Below are 19,065 nucleotides of genomic sequence, written 5' to 3' on the forward strand. Positions count from 1 at the left end.
CAATCAGCAGCCAGAAATCCGCTGTTTTCTTTCCTCTGCGCCCTAGGGAGTCGTCTGGGGTTCGATAAAACCCTTACAACCCCAAATCTACCGCCACGCGATGGGCACAAGCAAAACCAGAAAATGCCACCGCATTTAAACCCTGCCCTGGAAACGTACTGTCTCCCACACAATAAAGTCCCGAAATCGCAGTTCGATTGAATGGCATTCCCAATAGTCCTAATAACTTGTTTCTAGGAATTGGGCCATACGTACCATCTGCACGACCTAAAAAGCGCCGATGCGTGCGGGGCGTCCCGACTTCCAGATAATCTAACCCTGCATCTAAACCGGGGAAAATCTTCTCTAGCCGCTCAATGATTCGTCCTGCTGCCTCTTCCTTTTTCTGTTCATATTCGCTAGAAGAAAGTCCCTGCCAATTTTCAATCCAATCAGGGGTAAAGGCGTGCAGAATATGATGACCTTCTGGTGCTAAATCCGGATCGAGTAACGTAGGAATTGACAAAAAGATCGTGCCTTGCGCCGCTTCCATCTTCTGCCAATCTTCTAGCAAAATGTGGTGACAGTCCGTACCCAGCGGCAGCACATCTGCCTTAACGCCTAAGTGCAAACTTAAGAAACCCGGCGATTTTTGATAACGATTTTGCCACTTCTTCTCAGCCGCTGGTATTTCTTCCGCTGGCAGTAACTTCTCGAAAGTATCCCAGCGCGTTGCATTGGAAATAATCCGCTTGGCTTCATAGACTTTTCCATTGGCCAACTCGACGCCTACCGCTCGACCTTCTTGGGTAATAATTTTTGTCACCTTGGCTTTGTACTGAATCTGTCCCCCAGCTTTTTCCAGTCCCTCCACCAGTTTTTGGGCGATTTGTCCTACACCCCCTTTAGGATAGTTAATGCCGCCGTAGTGCCGGTCTGAGAACACCATCCCTGCATTAATCATCGGTGTCCGGTCAGCGGGGACAACTGACCAGCAGTAGCACTCCATGTCGATAAACTTCAGTAGCTGCGGGTCTTTGATGTATCGCCTTGCAATATCACCAGCATTTTGAGGCAAATACTTTACCAAGCCGAGACAGGCTAAGGGATGCTGAAAAAATGCCCGTGTCAGATACCGGGGTTCTTCCAACGACAGCAATTCCATCGCATTCAGGCAGTTGAAAACTTTCCAGCATTCGTCGTAGAAGCGTCGAATCCCTTCCCGTTCGTGGGGGAAGTAGGCAGTGAGTTCTTGCAAAAACTTCTCATAATTGCGATGAACTTTTAGATCCAAACCGGCGGGAAGATGGTAGTGAATCTGGACGGAATCGGGGATGGTTTCCAGACTGACATTCACAGCATCTAGAGCGCGGGTGAGCAGATTGGTGGTGCCCTGAGTCCCAAACCCAAAAATCATCGACGCCCCTACGTCAAACCGATATCCCTGCCGCTCAAAATATCCGGCACTGCCACCTGGAATTAAGTAGCTTTCCAGTACGAGAACTTTAGCGCCTTTCGCTGCCAGTTGGGTGGCTGTCACCAGCCCTCCAATTCCAGAGCCAATCACGATGGCATCAAACGTTTGTGCAGTTGGAGATTTAACGGTAGTTGAAGGCATGAGGCAGCAGTAAAGGAAAATTTTACTCATTTCAATCCCTATTAGGGATTAACACAAAAATGCCCCGCTGCCAACAACTCAACCAATAACTCAAGCCCTTTGGTGTCTAATTTATCTCACCAGACTCATATGAGCGACTGCATGAGCTAAAGGCTGCTTTTATTGGGCTTGTGTCTTGCCTCTTAAAAAAAATGGGGACTAGCTTGCTACTGCTAACCAGCCCCACCTGCCGATCCTTAATGAGAGGAGAACACTGAAAATAAATATAGCCTTGTTGAAAATATATGTCAATACTATTGCAAGTTATTTTCAATATAAAAAACCAAGTTAGTTGGAATTGTGGGCTTTTCGTTACCCCACAAATGCTTTTGGCGTGGGGTTTGGTGACAAAGAAACCGAACCCAGATTGATTCTGGGTTTTCAGACATCCCAGGAGGTTCTATGATAGGTCAGGTCTTTGAGCTGGCATCTGACTGCCAAAATAGCAACTATGGCTCTCCAACTGCGTGTCTATGTTCCTCCCCATCCACTGATTAAACATTGGCTGGCTGTTGCTCGTGATGCTGCGACGCCATCGGTGCTGTTTAAAAGCGCGATGACGGAACTGGGGCGCTGGCTGACTTATGAGGCAACTAGAGAATGGTTGCCGACGATAGAAACAACCGTACAGACGCCCCTGGCTGAATGTCCGGCTACATTTATCAATCCAGAGGTGCCACTGGTTGTGGTGCCGATTTTACGGGCAGGATTGGGGTTATTAGATGGGGCGCAGACGTTGCTGCCTTTGGCGTCGATTTACCATATCGGTTTGGTGCGGGATGAGAAAACCCTGGAAGTTAGCTGTTATCTGAATAAATTGCCGGAACGGCTTGACCCTCAAACGCGGGTTTTAATTTGCGATCCGATGCTGGCGACGGGTGGAACCATGATGAGGGCGATCGCAGAACTGACTCAGCGAGGCGTTGACCCAGCTTTAATGCGGATTATTTCGGTTGTGGCAGCGCCACCCGCTCTGCAACAGCTTTCTGTCGCGTATCCGGGTTTGATTGTCTATACGGCAATGATTGATGAGGGTTTGAACAGCCACGGATATATTGTACCGGGGCTGGGAGATGCAGGCGATCGCACGTTTGGCACCTGACGCGGTATCCAACGCACGATCCAAAAGATGAGCAATCAAAGATGAAATCTGTGTTCAGATTTCTTACTTAGGACGACTGACAACTGAACAGATGACTCCTTAGACTGGTAGGCATCGAGGTCAGCAAAAAGTTAACCTGAAAACAGTTGCAACAAGAAAAAAAACAACGGTAATTTTAAGATGAGTCAGCGCGATAGTTTTGGCAGTGGATTTCTGGCTGGAACGATAGTTGGCGGTCTAGTCGGTGGAATTGTCGGAGCGCTGGTTGCTTCTGGACGCGCGTCCGAAACTAACGACACACCTGACGCCTCTCTGCTCAATCCTGGCTCGTCAGAAGCGAAGCCTAGCAAGGGGAAAAAGCGTCAGCTAAAAGATTCAGAAAGTATTGAATTTGCACGGCGAGGCTTAGAGGATAAAATTGCTCAGTTAAATGCAGCAATTGATGAAGTCCGGACACAGCTAGGCACTGTAAATGGCAAGAGTACAGAACTAGAGCGGGAGCGATTTTCTTCCTCAGATACAGCACGAATTTCTGAAAGGGGTCGTTCCCTAGGAACATCGCTTAATCAAGATTCCTAAGTTTCAATCCGGTAAATCCGTTAAACTGTCTTCAAGTTTCAAGCGTTCACCAATTTTAACAAGGAACCTTCAACACCGATGAATTCTTCAGCTGAATTACTGATCAATACGATCTCCACCTTTCTGAACATGTATATGTTCATATTGATTGTACGGATTCTTTTAACTTGGTTTCCGACAGTCAATTGGATGAACCAGATAGCTTCTACCTTGAGTCCAATTACAGACCCTTACCTCAACCTTTTTCGCTCGATTATTCCGCCGTTGGGTGGTCTGGATATCTCCCCGATTTTAGCTATTTTTGTGCTGCAAATTCTGGCTGGATTGTTCTCCAGCATTCAATTCACTCCGGGTTTTTAGGGTCAAAGGATTTTAGATTTGGATTTTGGAGTGAATCTATAATCTAAAATCCTTGCAATCAGATGTTAACGGCGGATTTGTTAGCGTGCGGACTTGTTAACGGCGGACTGTACCGTTAAATCCAGCGGCTTTGAATTGCTTGAGCTGCAAGGGTGTCGGTTGATTTGCAGCAACCGAGATCCTGAGTTCAAAATCGCTGACTCCAGGCGGCACTTCTTCGATCGAACCGAGGCGCGTTCGGTTTTGCATTACCGAGTCGCCATTCGCGTCGTAAATGCGACCAAAAATATCGGCGTTGTAGACATATTTATCAGAGTCATTTTGAGCTTTGCCGGTAACAATGTAGCAACTCGCGGCTCTGGAAGCGCCGGTACTCATAACCGCCCCATCTGCTAACTCAGATGGGCAGTCATGGTAGGAAAGTTCAGACAGTTTAATCTGTGTCAATGCCAAAGCCGGAGGAGTAAACAGCAAGTTCACAACTCCGATAAGGCAAGAGATGAAAAAAATAGACACAGCTCGAAATCGCATAAACCGTACCATGACTTCAGGTTTTTTGGGAACTTCACCCCTCAGCTTAGCGCGAATCTAGTCAAACAGGAGCTTCGGGATATCTTGACAATTCTGCGATAATAGGGGATCGCCCTTAATGAGCGCTCTAAGTCTGGGCATTCCCACTCAGAATCACCGAGATAGCTCTGCTGTGTGGCGATCCATTCCAAAGTAAGGAATTGATTGTGACCCGATCTGAGATTGAAGCGGCACTGCAAGCAGCATTTAGTCTATGTGAGGAGGCTGTATATCCTCTCAGCGATATGCAGAAGCAAATTCTGCTGCAAGTTCTTGTCAAGGAACTGCTGGGTGCCCAAGGGGAGAACCCGGCGAGTGGTGATGAAAATGCCGATGGTGCGAATCCATTGGAGGAACTGACAGCAGAACAAGTCAAAGCTTTACTGCAATTTGTCAAGGAACAAGAAAGACAAAATCGCTCTTGGAAGATTACGTTACTCAATGACTGGTTGAATAATCAAGATTCGGGAGCGATGCAATTTTTACGCGATCGCTATGGCTTTGGGTGGCTCTATCGCATTCAGCCGGTTCATCTGGCTGAGTATTATGAGCGGGAGGGCAAGCAAGGGTTAAAGCTGAAAGTAGGCGATCGCATTGAGGTTTCTAATGGTCTGTGGGAGTGGGTGCAAGAAAACGGCCCCTGTAGTCGCGAATGGTTTCCCTGCACGGTGGTTGGGGTTTACGAGACCACAGAGAGCGGGGTCTCTCATACTAACTGCATTATCCGGTTTGAGAATGGCAGCGAGTATGAGATTCAAGGCATTTACGAATGGAATCGTTTTAACTGGCAATGGCCCAAAAATTAGAGATTCCGATTCTTGTAAAGATTAACCGCAAACTCATCCAGAATCGTGGTTCCCGATAGCTGCTGCGTTTGCGCCAACTGGTAACGAGATTGCAAAACTCGCTGGATTTCCTGCTGAATTTGCTGTTTTTCTGCCTCCGTTTTGGGAGCCTTATTCACAGGACGGGCGCTCTCTAACCAGAGAATCCGAGGATATTGCGTTGCTTGTCCGCTTGTCAGAACTTTTTCTAAAGCAGGTGCAAGGTCGGCAGGATGCTGTGCTAATAGCTGAACCGGGGCAGTGGGAGGAAGATAATAAGCCAAACGCAGAATGTGACCCCAAGCGCGGGAGTTCATCACGATTAAAGTTGGCGTTGTAGGTTCCTGTTGAATCAAATCTGCTATCTGATGGAACATCGAGCGGTTTCTCGTGCTGAAGTCCCCGATGCTGATGCCCAGATACAACAGCAGCAAACCTGCTACCGCTACTCCGCGCCAGCGTCCCGCCGCCCGTTCCAGCCATAAAGCAATTAATAGCAAGCATCCAGGCAAAACAAAAATCAGTGCCCTTCCACCGCCAAAGCCAATCGTGTATTTGCCAGCGAGAATATCCACTGCAAATGCAATGCACAGGGGCAAAATTCCCAGTGACAAAGCCATGAATAAGGTACGACGCTTTGCTTGCCGCCAGAGGCTAAAGGTACACCCGGCTAGCAACAAAATTATCAGGCACCCTGCCACAATCGCGAGGGTCGCTTCTGCGGGAGTTTTGACGACATCTCCCACCCAGTCTCCCAGTAACAAGTGACTGCTCAAGGTTTGGGTAACATCTGCGAAATGATTTCCCTTGGAAAACTGATTGCCCACTTCACCCAGACGCCCCTGCTTCCGAGTTCCCCAAACAAACCAAGGCATCCACAGCAATACACTCGCCCCCAAACGCAATCCGTGCTGCCACCACCGCCGCCGGTCAAAGATGAGGACAAAGATGCTTAGGGTCATCACCCAGTAGACAAAAAGATACTGCGTCAGCAGTCCAGCAGCGACTGAAACAATCAGAATCGCACTCCAGAGAATCGATGAGCGGTTGCTGGGATGATGGGATGATGGCGTGGCGTCTGGTTCAATTTCCCACTCGGAGGCTCGGACACTCTCTGTTGCTCCTTTTGTGTCAACCAGATGCAGCATTGCCCAGGTGCTGAGAATCGTCCATAAAATCAGCGGGCCATACATCCGGGCATTTAAAGAGTGGAATAAATAGAAAGGATTTGTACCGAGTAAGGCAGCAAAAATCAGTCCGCCGCGATGTCCCATCACAAAACGTCCTAATCCGTAAGCACCGCCAATTGCACCTACACTCAGCAATGCGCCCAGACCTCGTAAGGCAGCTTCGCTATTGCCAAATAGCTGTAGCCAGAAGTACAGGCTGAAATAAGAAAGGGGCGGATGGACATCGCCCAAGATACCTTTATAGACATCTTTGATCGTTCCTACGACATCACCGGCTCGTGGGATCAATAAAGCGCTGTAGTCCCGCAGGTTGACGGGTTGCGCTCCCGGAGCTTGATAGTCAACGCCGTGACCGCTGGCGAGGATCAGGGATAGAACTTCGTCGTACCAAAATTCTCGGCTGCCTAGATAGATAATTCTTAACAAAACAGCGATCGCGATCGCGCCTAGGAGCAACATCTCCAGCGACAACCAGCGCCGCGATGATTTAGGAACTGTGAAGCTTCGGCTCATAATATTGACGAAATTAGAATTTAGGTTAAAGTGCAGTCAAGTTAGGTGAAACTTGACATATATTAGCTTGTCTTTGTTTTTTTATGTCCTTAGATATTGACCCAGTAGAACTCTCTGTGGTAGTACCGCTTTACAACGAGGAGGACAATATTGACTACTTGTTTGAGCGGCTGCTATCGGTACTAGAAACCGTAAATACAACCTACGAGATTGTTTGCGTCAATGATGGCAGTAAGGACAATACCCTAAAGTGTCTAATTGAGCATCATTATCGTAACCCAGCGATTAAAGTCGTCAACTTGTCCCGCAACTTTGGCAAAGAAGTCGCCCTCAGTGCCGGACTTGACTACGCTGCGGGTGCTGCGGTAATCCCAATTGATGCCGACTTGCAAGATCCGCCAGAGTTAATTAAGGAACTGGTAGACAAATGGCGCGAAGGCTATGATGTCGTTTATGCAACTAGGCGATCGCGTGATGAAGGTTGGCTGAAAAACTCTACAGCCAAAGCTTTCTATCAGATCATTGGCAAGATGAGTCGCGTCCCCATCCCCCGCAATACCGGGGACTTTCGGTTGCTCGATCGGCGTGTGGTAGAAGCCATCAAGCTACTGCCAGAACGAACCCGATTTATGAAAGGACTCTTTGCTTGGGTGGGTTTCAAGCAAACCTCTGTTTTATTCGATCGTCCCCCACGTTATAAGGGAACCACGACTTGGAACTATTGGCGTCTGTGGAACTTTGCCCTAGATGGAATTACTTCCTTTAGTTTTCTCCCTTTAAAAGTATGGAGTTACGTGGGCGTTACGATATCTTTTTTGTCATTTATTTACGCTAGCTTCTTATTCTTTCGCACTCTAATTTTTGGGATCGATCTTCCGGGTTATGCTTCCATCATGGTGGCGGTGTTATTTCTAGGAGGCATCCAGTTAATAACACTGGGGATCATTGGCGAGTATCTTGGTCGTGTCTATGAAGAAGTCAAAGGACGTCCGCTTTATTTAGTGCGTGAAGCTTATGGTTTCAAAAGTCAAGAGTCAACCGAAAAGCGTCACAAATCAGAAATTAGCACTCAAGAGGCTTTAGTAATATCTGAAGAACGAATAAGCAAGGATTAATCGCGAATAACTCCGGACTTACGCGCTGAAAGCTTGAAACCTAGCTCCCCCTAACCTCTCTAAAAAAGGGAGAACCGGAAAAGTTCCCCAATTTATCGAGGGATTTAGGGGGATCTCTGCGTAAGCCCTATTACTAATGACAAATGATTAATGGCTAAAAACAAAGGAGTTTTTGTTGAACGCTAAAAGTGGCATTTTCCTATTGACTGCCGTCTGCATTGTAGCGACGGGACTCGCAGTATATTTTTTGGGAGGCATCGATCCAGCTCAACTCCAAACATGGCTAAATCAAGCTGGTATCTGGGCACCGATTATTTATATCGTTTTCTATACCTTGGCGACACTGTTAATCTTGCCTTCTACAGCACTAAATCTTACCAGTGGCGCAATTTTTGGTCCTTGGTTGGGGACGCTTTGGACGAGTATTGCCGCCGTGATTGCGGCTGTAGTGGCTTTTGCCTTTACGCGCACGGTGGGGCGTGAATTTGTCGTTCAAAAGTTGGGTGGACGCTTGCAAGCGATTGATGCGGAGATGATTCAGGGTGGCTTATTCTATATGTTTGCCATCCGCCTACAGCCAATTATTCCCTACGGCTTAGTTAATTTTGCGGCTGGTTTGACTTCAATTCGCTTTCGGGATTATCTACTAGGAACCATTCTGGGAACCATCCCCGGAGTGTTGCCATTTGTAATGTTAGGGAGTTACGGCTTACGGGCGCTAAAAACGGGCGATTTCTTGCCCTTAATTGGTGCCTTGCTATTAATTGCGATGTTGGTTGGGGGCGCGACTTGGTATCGTCGTCGCCGTACCGATCCTCGAAAAGCTTTAGAGGAGATCGAACGGAAGCGCCTTCAAAATCCTCTAGATAAAGCAGACGAGTAGCGATCGCATTCAGATTAACCTTGTTTCTATTCAGGAGAACACCAGGGAGATAGGGGTTCAATTCTTGCCTGCTGTATTAACTTGAGAATTTGCGATTCGTCACATCCATAGTTTGCTAACAACTGCTGAGCTTTGTTTTTCGCGTCATCCACAGATACGCCGAAGGCGATTATTTCTTCCTCTTGGCGTCCGGTAACGTTATCAATTGCAATAACGCAGCTATAAAGTGGTGGTCGATCCTCCTGTCTTGGCTGCTGCACCATTGCTGCTCCTGTCTCCTGCTAGTTTCTGCTGTTTGATGGGAGAATTTTTATCAATTCGTGCGGTGCCCTAAAAGGGCTGTAGGGGCACGAGGCACAATATCTGGATTAAATCCCCCTACTTGATTAGTTCGGATTACCCACAAAACGGCTCCATTATTTAACAAAATCGTGGCAATTTCATCATGCGCCCGTCGAGGTAACATGGTTCGCCAAGTTGTTGCTGCCTTCAAGACAGTGGTAAGGGTGCCGTCCGCTGTCCTGGTTCCTGCTAAATTCTCAGCGTTTTCTTGCCAATCGGAACGAATAATCCCTAGGGGTGCTAATTGCTTTTCAAGCGATCGCCCTAATTTCACGAGTTGCTGAAATCGTAAGGTTTGAGCGTCGGTAGGATGACGTCGCAACCACTCTTGAATCCGAGGATTCGACGCCACCTGTTTCTCTACCTGCTTAATCGTCACAAAAAGCGCTTGGTTAGCATCTTGTACGCAAGAAGTTGAGGGTGTCACCACTGAACTACCCGTTCCATCTCCAATCCGGTAGCGTGCCATCATAATATCCAACTGGCGCATAAATTCTTTCATAGGTGACAGTTGGATGCTATCAAAATCATAATCTTGCGTCACAGCATCGAGCTTGACGATCGCATCGGATACAGGCCGATTTCCCAGCCAACCCCGCTGCAAATCTCCCATATAAGTAGACCATTTCATGGTGCCAGCAATAATCCCATCCGGATTATGGGCGTAAACTTGCCGATACTCGATGTCAAAGCGTAACTCATCCGTGAAGCGATCGCGCACGACCGTCGCAATTCCATAAGCAAAGTGTCCGGTAACTACACCCAGTGGTTCGGGTTCGGGTTTTTTACCCCCAATTCCACCATATGTATGAAGGACAATTGCCTTATCTCCCTCGCGCCATTTCGATACCGCCTCGTTAAATTGTTGACTTTTTGGATCGAGTAAAACTATCTTGGCGGTTCCTTTTTGACCTTCAGTACCTTTCCAAAGTTCTTTTTTCAGATAGGAATTAGCAGATTTCCGATTTATCCGCACTTCATCTGGTTGCAAACGCATCAAGGCGCGGGGTTCAATTGCCTGGGTGACAAATATTCCCTCGGCATCTTTTGTCCCATAAATGTACCAGCCTGCGGAATTGAGGGGAGACTTTTCAATTCCTCGATTTGTTGAGCGAGTAATCCCGTTGCGGTCAGATGGCACTTGAGGAATCCGAATGGTTTCTAAAGGGCCATCAAATTGTTTTGTTTTTTTATTAAAGTGACGTACAACAAAACGATCCGAAGAAGACGTTGCGCTAATGCTATCTGCTTCCTCTCTTTTGATAATTGTCACTAAAGCATAAATCCGACCCGTGACTTGTACGGGTTCTTGAGGAATCCTCAGCGAGGGGCGTTCTTTTTGGTTACTGGTGACAACAACTGGGTTTTTGAGTTCCACGACGACATCATCTTGAGGTCGCGCTCCAGCCAAGGATTCTAAGGGATCGACATTTTGCCAATTGTTTAATCGGTCAGGATGCAAATTCCCCGTTTTTTTACTATCTTCAGTTGCCTGAATAAATTTGACATCTTGCGTTACAGCCTGGACAAATCTTTGCACTTCTGCGTCCCGGCTCCATTCTAAATTTACAATCTTTCCTACTAGATTCTGATGCGCGGAATCAGCATTATAAACTTCAAAAAGCACCGATTTTCTAAGCTGTCTCTGCTCTTTCGGTAGTAATATTAGGCGTCCTGTCCACACGCTGACGGGTTGATAACCACTCGATGAGATAGGATAATTAACCGGATAAGAATTTGGTTGATTTAATTGATTTTTGAGGTAAATTTCATAATTTGATATATTGTTTTTGTTAGCAGAATTTTTTAATGTATAATAAATAAAAAAGCCCGAACCCAAAAGCAAAAAAGTCAGGCTAACGAAAACTCTTAAAAAGACTCGTTTAAATCGTTTAGACTTAATCAAAGATTTAATCAAAATTTAATTTAAAAATATATAAATATTGGCAGCTCTAAGCTAGATTCATCAGAAAAAAAGAAGGATGAAGTTTAAAATTCCGGCTGACAGTATGAGTAAAAAACTTTTTTTGTCACCTTCAATCTTTTTCATCCTTCATCCTTGATTTTGTTCCTTTAGAAATGAGCCTGTGGCCCTGCCCAAGAATGGGTAATCGTCTGACCAAAAATGAGGGGTTGATCCTCAATTGCGGCTACGGTTTGACCCTTCAAATCAACCGCCCATAGAGGCCATTCTTCCTCGCCCAATTCGCCTGCTCGAAACAGAACTTGGTCGGGATTAGTTTGACTCCAGCCTAACAACACCGCGTTGGTGTAATCATCGCGGTCAGGAGAGAGAGTCGTAGTACGATTCTGCTGACGATCCCAAACAACGGCATAGTCAGAAGCATCGGACGTACTAAATAAACCTTCAAATTGCCGTGCTAAGACGCGATCGCCTTTCGCTGACCACGAAATGGGGATCAAGATGGCGATGATCCCCGGCATATCCGCTTCTTCGTTACTGACAAAGGGATTGTCAGCCAAAGGAGAAGACGCCGAGATCGTTCGTAAATCCCCTGTCCTCAAATTTTCTACAAACATGACGCTGGAAATGCGGCATTGGTACAACTCCGGTTGCACCTGCAACTGAATCCGGCTGTAAGCAGCATACTGACCATCAGGAGACACTAAAGAGGGACTGCGATAGTAACGTACCCCAGTGCCGCCGTTGGCGGTAACTTCTGCATGAGTAGTCATTACCCAATTCCACGGGACGGGATGAGGGCTATCGAGGGGGTCGATTTGCACTACTGCTTGAGTCATGTCGGGAGCAGCTTCAGATAATTCCTTTCGGGCTTGCGGATATTGCATGGTAGAGGGACCTGCGATTGTAGACGCAGCCGTGCCAGCTAAGGCAAATGAGCTAGGAGCCATCAGCAGCGCAGCCGCAATAAGCGGAAGGTATGGTTGATTAGAGCACCATCCTGAGCGGAAGAGGCGAATGAACATTGATTGGGGGTGGGGTTGCTAAACGGCGTTTCTTGTGTGAGGAGCAACGCCCAAGGAACGGTGCAGCGTCCCTATATCTATATGTATATCCACAAAACCTGTCAAAAAAAACAAAAGATGTAAAAAAATTTATCATATCTCAATGAATCCGGCTTGATGGGTGAAACACCTTATCGCTCTTGTTATGATATTTTTCCACAAGACGGTCGAAAAGCGATTAAAAATTAATCTAAGGCAAGAAATTTTCTTGGGGGCAGGTTGACTGATTTCTACATACTTGCCTAGACAGTGACTGAGGGCTACCTAATAACATCACAACGGCACTCCAGGGTTATATCCCAAAAGTATTCCCAAATGTCTCTTCGCGCAAGTTAATAATGCGATCGCCCATTTTTATTGCCTCGGACAACGAAAAAAGCTTAATCGCAATTATCGAGTGTTAATCTGTTGTCTGGATAAAAATAGGAAAACGGGTGACAAAACAAGAAGCACCATTTGCCGATAACACTTCTCCTCGCCAATCTACAGGCATTGGGAGGTTTTTACTGGTTTTACTCTGGCGAGTGCTGTTGCTGGGGGTGGGAGGTGGCTTGGCGTGGCTGTTCGGTCTCGTCCTCGCGGGAGTCTTTCCCGACCTGACGCCAGAGGTGCCCCTAGTTGTGAAAGTGCTGCGCCGCGCCAAACTAGAGACATCCACCGCCTCCTCTACTTTTAAGCCGTCCCCTGCTGTCACCAGCGCCAGTCCGCCAGTAGAACTGAGTGCGGAACAAAGACAGCAACTGGAAGCAGAGCTGCAACAGTTACAGACGCAATTGCAAGCACTGCGCGATCGCACGACTAAACTGGAAACCCAAGTCGGTCGCCAGAGTTCCAGCGAACCCCTCGCCGCACGTCTACAAGAAATCTCCCAGCAACTTCAAGGCGATCGCGTTCCCAATTCCAATCAAGTCACTAACGCTTCTAGGGTTTCTGTACCATCGGATGCTTTGAAAGTCACCCTACCTAGCGACTTATTATTTAAAGACAGCGATAGTGTTCTGCTACCACAGGCACCCGTAATTTTAGACAATGTCATCGCCGATTTACGGAACTATCCAGGTGCCACAATTCAAATTGCTGCTCACACCGATGACGTTGGTGAATCTACAGACAATCAAGCGCTATCGTTTCGACGCGCCCAAGCTGCCGAGCAGTATTTATTCACTGCTTTGGAGAAAAAATATCGCATGATTGTTGTTGGTTACGGCGAAACTTTTCCCTTAGTAGAAAATAATAGCGATACCAACCGACAACGAAACCGCCGCATCGAAATTGCGATTATTAACCCTTAGTTTTTACTTTTTTGCTAATGGTTAAGGGAAAAATTGCTTTTCAATCAAGACCAATTACCAATTACCGTTCCCTAAGGAAATGAAAGTCATATTTTTTGGCACCCCACAATTTGCCGTCCCTACTTTAGAACGGTTACTCGCTAATCCAGAATTTGAAGTTTTAGGCGTTGTTACGCAGCCGGATAAACGTCGGGGACGGGGCAACCAAATGATGCCTTCTCCAGTAAAATCAGTCGCCTTGACGCATCAGCTACCTGTTTGGCAACCGCAGCGGATTAAAAAAGACGAGGAAACGCTCGCTCAGCTAAAACAGACAAATGCAGATGTTTTTGTTGTGGTGGCATACGGACAAATTTTGTCCCAACAAATTCTAGATATGCCCAAATTGGGTTGCATCAACGTACACGGCTCGATCTTGCCCAAGTATCGGGGTGCTGCTCCCATCCAGTGGTGCCTCTATCATGGCGAGACAGAAACGGGGATCGCAACGATGCTAATGGATGCGGGGATGGATACGGGGGCAGTGCTGCTAAAAGCTAATACGCCGATTGGACTGTTGGATAATGCTCAAGATTTGGCGCAAAAGCTTTCCGAGATTGGGGCAGATTTATTAGTAGAAACCCTCCTGAAGCTGGAACGCCAGGAAATTGAACCAATCCCCCAAGATGAATCGCAGGCGACTTATGCGCCGCTGATTAAAAAACCGGATTATTGTCTTGATTGGTCGAAAAGCGCGATCGCATTACATAACCAAGTCAGGGGATTTTTCCCGGATTGTGTGACAACATTTCGGAGAAATCCGCTCAAAATCAGCGCCACTGCCCCTTTAGGAGAGGCTTACTGGCAAATCGCCCCAGAATTAAAGGCGCTATTGGATTGGTCTTCCTTGTGCTCTGGTTCGGCACATCCAGGTGAGGTCGTGAGCATTGCCAAAGGATTTGGCCCAATTGTTCAAACAGGGGATGGACTGTTGCTATTGCGAGAAATACAGATGGCTGGAAAACGCCCTCAGTCTGGTTGGGACTTTGCGAATGGAACTCGCTTAACAGTGGGGGAGAAATTGGATTTTGAGGTTTGAGTTGGAGAAGACTTACTGTTATCGGTCTGAATTTTCAATTTTGTTGGGAATAAAGATCCCCCATCCCTTTCCAAGTCGTTCTAAAACTGTCAGGTAAAGCGGCGTGCCCCTTCCCTTCATTAAATCAACTACAGAAAAAGAGGCGCTGTCATATAACAGTGCCCCTTCTTCGTGAGTCTGATATCAGTTAGCTTGTGAGCGATGATTCCTCACCCAATTTTCGCTTCCCTACTGATTGTTACGCCAGCTAGCTTCATTCATGTCTTGCCAGACATCATCGAGTAGCGAGTCTGATGGGTTCTCTTCCTTTTCAGACAATTCTGGAAATTCCAGATCGTTCGTACCGAAACCTGATTCTCCGGTGAGATCCAGATCGTTCGCACCGAAACCTGATTCTCCGGTGAGATCCAGATCGTCCGCACCGAAACCTGATTCTCCGGTGAGATCCAATTCGTCCGCACCAAAGGCTGATTCTCCAGTGAGATCCAGTTCGTCCACGGCGAAGGCTGATTCTGGTGCTATTTCCAAATCATCCGCACCAAAGGCTGCTTCTGGTGCCATTTCCAAATCATCCGTACCAAAGGCTGATTCTGGTGCCATTTCCAAATCATCCGCACCAAAGGCTGCTGCTGGTGCCATTTCCAAATCATCCGCACCAAAGGCTGATTCTCCAGTGAGATCCAGATCGTCTGCACCAAAGGCTGCTTCTGGTGCCATTTCCAGTTCTCCCAAAGCGGATTCTGGCACTTCTATGAGAATTAACTCTTCCTCATAGATTAACGGTGCTTCGGCTCCAACTAACACTTCCTCATCCAAGGTGGCTGGGATCGGTGCCCTTTGTGGCTCACTGTCTTCAATGGTTGATGACTGCTGCGTCTGCGGATCTTCCGGGCAAAATTCCAAGCTAAATCTGACTTTCCCCTTTTGCCAGCCGTTGGAGCCGAATTTCAGCACTTCGCAAGGAATGCCTTGGTCGCTAAACCAGCCATCCTTTTCTTCTGTCCATCCACCTAAACCATATTCCAACTGCGTTCTGATTGCATCTGCGAATTCACCGACTCTGAATGTGCGGTGCCCAATTAAAATTTGGGAAGACTCATCCACAGAGAGAACTTCACCTTTGGCTAGCGAGTCGAACTGATTATCCACAACCATCTCCCCCAGTTGAATTGATAGTTTAAAGAGTTATTCGTTATCGGTCATTGGTCATCCGTCATTGCTAATGGCTAATCGCAGGAACGCTAATTATTAAAAGCCATTCGCGAATTGACTAAAAGATCAAAAGAACCAACCGTAGCTGTGGAGTCCTTTACCTAGCAAATTGACCCCAAGATAGCAAATCCAGACGACAACAAAGCCTGTCGCCGCCAAAATTGCCGGTCGTCTTCCTTGCCAGCCTTTGGTGATGCGGGCATGGAGATAGGCGGCAAATACCAACCAGGTAATCAGTGCCCAAGTTTCTTTGGGATCCCAACTCCAGTAAGAACCCCAAGCTTCATTTGCCCAGACAGCACCGGCAATAATTCCAATCGTTAGGAGAGGAAATCCTAAACCGATGATGCGGTAGCTGATGTTATCTAAGGTTTCGGCAAGGCTCAGGCGCTGGGGCGAAAGGGTTGGTAATTCAGATACCCCTTCTTGGGAAGGCTGGGAGGTCACTAAATCGAGAACGGCTGTTTTCGTGCTGCCATTGCTTTCAAAAATACGCTCCACAGCAGAAGATGACTCGCTGGTTGCTCCTTGTGGCTGGGGCACGAAATCGCTGGCGCGTTGCAGACGGTAGGGGCGTGCCGGGTCATTTTTACTGCGAAATCCGCCGGTTCCGACAGAACTGCCTCGGAGTTCGACATTCTGACCGCCACTTACCACTAAGAAAGCGATCGCAAGCAGCGATCCCACCATCAGCGCGGCATAACTAAGCATCATGACGCTGACGTGCATCATCAGCCAGTTGGATTTTAGTGCCGGGACTAAAGGCTCTGACGACTGCATGGTTGATGGCAACGTCAAGGCGGCAAAAGCGGCGATACCCATTGCAATGGGTGACGTGGCGACGCCTACTAAGCGGCTTTTGCTCATGTTTTCAGCAATCAGATGGATCGTGGTAATCCCCCAAGCTAGGAAGAAGAGGGATTCATAGAGATTGCTCAAAGGGAAGTAGCCTGCGTCCAGCCATCGTGCGCCCAGTAGGGCGGCAATGCAGAGGTTTGCGATCGCCATCCCTGCCGTCGATAAAGCCCACAGATAGGGGATGCCATTGAAAGCTGCTCCTATCCAGTACATCAACATCGTCGCAAACAGGACGGCGAAGGAGATATTATCTAACCCACTCTGGAGTGCAACCAGGTTCATCTTGTATTCTTTCCAGCAATTGTTATCTAAGTCGCTCACACAAGCGCCACTTTGATCCTATCGGTTCTGGTCGCTCTGAGGCTTGGTAGAATCACCCAGGTTTAGACAACTAATTGTTATTTTTTTTAACGCTGTCATCCTGCCAAGGCAATTGCCAAGGTACGCCAAGGAATTATTGAGCTTTGCGTACCTTAGCGCGAACCTTAGCGTACCTTGGGGTTGAGAACCGAAAATTTAAGGAGAAGGGCTAGGACTGGGAGAGAGACTGGCTTTTGGCGAAGGACTGGGATCTCCAACTTTCTTCATGTTGACGAAGATATCAAAGCGGCTACTGCGATCGCTACTGATGCCACCCGTGACGCCAATGGAGCGTATCGCGTTTGTAAAGATTTTTTGATTTGGATCGACTTGCGAGAGCGACAGATTCCCAGCATTAATGGTACGGTCAACATCAATAAAAAATAGACCGTTCTTGTCATTGAGCTGCTGAGGAATCGCTTGTTTGAATAACTGGCTGTCTGCCAAAGTCGCTTGGGGTTTGGGGACGAGGGTACTAGCAACAGGTGCCCCTAATGTCAGGAAAGCAACATTACCATCTAACCAGCCGTGAGTGGCGGCTAAGCCACCGAGTTGCGAAGTCCAATTGGTGATGGGTTGACCGTTGAGCGTCGTTTCTTGTACCTGAAACTTATATTGCTGTGCCATCACCTCATCCAGCTGCTTGAGGGATTTTTCAGCTCTAGGGCGATCGCTTGTTTGCACTAAGAACGCCACCCCAGCACCTAAAATCGAGGGAGTTCCTGGAGGTGTGGGAATTAATGCTAGAGAAAACTCGCCTTTCATCCAAGGCAGCAAATCTTGCTCTAAATCTTGACCTAATTTAGACCGAATCTCGGCCTTCATCTGTTCTGGGCTAACCCGGATCAGCGGATTCGCTTGGGCACCTTGGACGTAATCTTGCCACAACTGCTGCAAATTGCCACCAGTGGTCACGATCAGAGTATTGCCGGGGAGACGCCGAGGCATACTTTTGGCGTTGTTTTCCACTACGTACTTTGTCTCGCTATTCGGCTTCAGCCAAGACACTCCTTTAAACAGAAGTCCCTCCGGTTCCAGTGTCACCGTCGCGCCGACTCCCTGCCTTTGTTGAACCGAGGCAAGATTTTGGGGAGAAAGCGATCGCGCCGAATAGGTGGCTGCCATTGCTGTTGCCACGGGCACATTAAAATACACTTTGGCAAACGGCGCACCCGCTTTAATCTTTCCCAAAGCCTCTGTGTAGCCTGGAGTATCCGCTAGGGAGGCACCGCCTTTATAAGCGTCAATGACGCGCTCCGTCCCTTTCGGATCGGTGCTAACAATTAAGGAACGCTCTAGCAGCGTCGTTGAGAATTTCTGGGCGGGACTGCCTTGGGTTTCTCGAATCTTGATGCCTTTGTAAATGCGTTCAACAAACTTGCTAGAGGTCGGGTTTCTATATTTTTCTAGCGCTTGCTTTGCTTGCAGAGGATTTTCAATCGGCAATACCATCACCACCGATTGTTGACCAACCGGGACAGCATTGGGATTCTGGGGTAACTGCTGTGACAAAAAAGCGATCGTGACTTCTTTACCCACCCAAGGCTTGATATCTTGCTGGTAGTTGTAGCCGTTAGCAGTGAGGAGATTTTTTTCCAGTTCGGCGAGTTGTTTGCCAAATGCGGATTGGCTAGCGGGAGTGCCATATTGCCGCAGTTGCTGCCATTGCTTTTCATCAGTCGAGACTGACACGGCGAGCAAGGTATCCTGGGGAACCATCTCGGCACCCACCGGGACATCAGCCTGAAATAGATTCCGCTGCATCAGCAGCCAGTAAGTTACTGCGCCGCCAGCAATCAGCAACACGGCAGCTGCCACAGTCAGAAGGGAACGTTGATTTTTCTGAGGCATAAACCAAGTCAAGAGTCGTAGGAGCTTTCGCATTCGGGCGAGCTATCTTGAGCAACAACCGACTGATTCGGATGCCAATGCTGTGCAACGCTGACGCCCGGATCTGAGTCGAGCCAAATATTAACTGCCCGCTCAGGAGAGAACAGCAACCGTGTCCCTCTTTAGCACTCTGTAGAGTGTATCCCGTTGTTGGTAAGGACGCCCTAATGAACGAATCGCTGACTGCAAAGTTTCCACTTCCATGCAGGTGCCACCCACTGCCCCAGCCATTGTTGTAATATGCTCCTCCATTAAGGTGCCGCCGATGTCATT

17 protein-coding genes and 1 pseudogene are annotated in these 19,065 nt (G+C 47.8%); 8 read left to right on the top strand and 10 right to left on the bottom strand.

Features of this window, described 5'->3' with window-relative positions:
- Positions 1–73: 73 nt before the first annotated feature.
- Positions 74–1,597: a carotenoid isomerase gene (crtH, locus tag NDA06_RS17030; RefSeq protein ID WP_190985658.1), complete on the bottom strand. Its 1,524-nt coding sequence runs from the start codon at positions 1,595–1,597 to the stop codon at positions 74–76.
- Between the two features lie 490 nt (positions 1,598–2,087).
- On the opposite strand from crtH, the gene upp reads away from it, so the two are divergent.
- From upp to NDA06_RS17045, 3 genes are all read left to right on the top strand, one after another.
- Positions 2,088–2,738 (top strand): uracil phosphoribosyltransferase, encoded by a 651-nt coding sequence (upp, locus tag NDA06_RS17035; RefSeq protein ID WP_190985659.1) that lies wholly within the window; start codon positions 2,088–2,090, stop codon positions 2,736–2,738.
- 180 nt (positions 2,739–2,918) lie between these two features.
- Complete coding sequence (locus NDA06_RS17040) at positions 2,919–3,317, top strand: hypothetical protein (protein WP_190667589.1); 399 nt, start codon at positions 2,919–2,921, stop codon at positions 3,315–3,317.
- Positions 3,318–3,395: 78 nt separating this feature from the next.
- Positions 3,396–3,677 carry a YggT family protein gene (locus NDA06_RS17045; RefSeq protein WP_190410467.1) on the top strand — a complete coding sequence of 94 codons (282 nt, stop codon included), beginning with the start codon at positions 3,396–3,398 and terminating at the stop codon, positions 3,675–3,677.
- Between the two features lie 96 nt (positions 3,678–3,773).
- Here the strand turns inward: NDA06_RS17045 and NDA06_RS17050 are convergent, their stop codons facing one another.
- Entirely contained in the window at positions 3,774–4,208 is a 435-nt protein-coding gene (locus tag NDA06_RS17050; RefSeq protein ID WP_190410892.1) for a hypothetical protein, read from the bottom strand.
- A 206-nt stretch (positions 4,209–4,414) separates the two neighbouring features.
- Here NDA06_RS17050 and NDA06_RS17055 point away from each other — a divergent pair, with 206 nt between their 5' ends.
- Positions 4,415–5,053, top strand: coding sequence for a hypothetical protein (locus NDA06_RS17055; RefSeq protein WP_190410468.1), 639 nt, complete (start codon positions 4,415–4,417; stop codon positions 5,051–5,053).
- On the opposite strand, the gene NDA06_RS17060 is transcribed toward NDA06_RS17055, so the two are convergent.
- On the bottom strand, positions 5,050–6,774 hold the full coding sequence (locus NDA06_RS17060) for a glycosyltransferase family 39 protein (protein ID WP_190985660.1): 1,725 nt from the start codon (positions 6,772–6,774) through the stop codon (positions 5,050–5,052). The two genes, NDA06_RS17055 and NDA06_RS17060, sit on opposite strands and share 4 nt — an antisense overlap.
- 83 nt (positions 6,775–6,857) lie before the next feature.
- Here NDA06_RS17060 and NDA06_RS17065 point away from each other — a divergent pair, with 83 nt between their 5' ends.
- Both NDA06_RS17065 and NDA06_RS17070 read left to right on the top strand, forming a co-directional pair.
- A complete protein-coding gene (locus NDA06_RS17065; RefSeq protein ID WP_190428012.1) occupies positions 6,858–7,889 on the top strand; it encodes a glycosyltransferase family 2 protein in 1,032 nt (343 codons plus the stop codon).
- Positions 7,890–8,061: 172 nt separating this feature from the next.
- Positions 8,062–8,772: a VTT domain-containing protein gene (locus NDA06_RS17070; protein WP_190535105.1), complete on the top strand. Its 711-nt coding sequence runs from the start codon at positions 8,062–8,064 to the stop codon at positions 8,770–8,772.
- 26 nt (positions 8,773–8,798) lie between these two features.
- Here NDA06_RS17070 and NDA06_RS17075 read toward each other — a convergent pair whose 3' ends face one another.
- The 3 genes from NDA06_RS17075 to NDA06_RS17085 all read right to left on the bottom strand — a co-directional run bounded on the left by NDA06_RS17075 (position 8,799) and on the right by NDA06_RS17085 (position 11,877).
- Positions 8,799–9,035 carry a hypothetical protein gene (locus NDA06_RS17075; RefSeq protein ID WP_190985661.1) on the bottom strand — a complete coding sequence of 79 codons (237 nt, stop codon included), beginning with the start codon at positions 9,033–9,035 and terminating at the stop codon, positions 8,799–8,801.
- Positions 9,036–9,085: 50 nt separating this feature from the next.
- The gene (locus NDA06_RS17080) at positions 9,086–10,654 is read right to left on the bottom strand and encodes an abortive infection protein (protein WP_190985662.1); all 1,569 of its coding nucleotides are present in this window, start codon (positions 10,652–10,654) and stop codon (positions 9,086–9,088) included.
- Positions 10,655–11,187: 533 nt separating this feature from the next.
- Positions 11,188–11,877, bottom strand: coding sequence for a hypothetical protein (locus NDA06_RS17085; RefSeq protein WP_190410893.1), 690 nt, complete (start codon positions 11,875–11,877; stop codon positions 11,188–11,190).
- A 659-nt stretch (positions 11,878–12,536) separates the two neighbouring features.
- Between NDA06_RS17085 and NDA06_RS17090 the strand changes: the two genes are divergently transcribed.
- Positions 12,537–13,394, top strand: a complete 858-nt coding sequence (locus NDA06_RS17090) for an OmpA family protein (RefSeq protein WP_190410474.1) — start codon at positions 12,537–12,539, stop codon at positions 13,392–13,394.
- A 79-nt stretch (positions 13,395–13,473) separates the two neighbouring features.
- Positions 13,474–14,472, top strand: coding sequence for a methionyl-tRNA formyltransferase (gene fmt, locus NDA06_RS17095; protein WP_190985663.1), 999 nt, complete (start codon positions 13,474–13,476; stop codon positions 14,470–14,472).
- 228 nt (positions 14,473–14,700) lie between these two features.
- Here fmt and NDA06_RS17100 read toward each other — a convergent pair whose 3' ends face one another.
- The 4 genes and pseudogenes from NDA06_RS17100 to NDA06_RS17115 form a co-directional block, all read right to left on the bottom strand.
- A complete protein-coding gene (locus NDA06_RS17100) occupies positions 14,701–15,621 on the bottom strand; it encodes a KGK domain-containing protein (RefSeq protein ID WP_190985664.1) in 921 nt (306 codons plus the stop codon).
- A 129-nt stretch (positions 15,622–15,750) separates the two neighbouring features.
- Positions 15,751–16,824: a c-type cytochrome biogenesis protein CcsB gene (gene ccsB, locus NDA06_RS17105; protein ID WP_190985665.1), complete on the bottom strand. Its 1,074-nt coding sequence runs from the start codon at positions 16,822–16,824 to the stop codon at positions 15,751–15,753.
- A 234-nt stretch (positions 16,825–17,058) separates the two neighbouring features.
- Positions 17,059–18,786: a DUF3352 domain-containing protein gene (locus NDA06_RS17110; RefSeq protein WP_348251786.1), complete on the bottom strand. Its 1,728-nt coding sequence runs from the start codon at positions 18,784–18,786 to the stop codon at positions 17,059–17,061.
- A 99-nt stretch (positions 18,787–18,885) separates the two neighbouring features.
- A pseudogene (locus tag NDA06_RS17115) lies at positions 18,886–19,065 on the bottom strand (7,8-didemethyl-8-hydroxy-5-deazariboflavin synthase subunit CofH); the annotation flags it as partial.

Source organism: Trichocoleus sp. ST-U1 (assembly GCF_039961835.1).
Taxonomy (GTDB): Bacteria; Cyanobacteriota; Cyanobacteriia; order Cyanobacteriales; family FACHB-T130; genus FACHB-T130.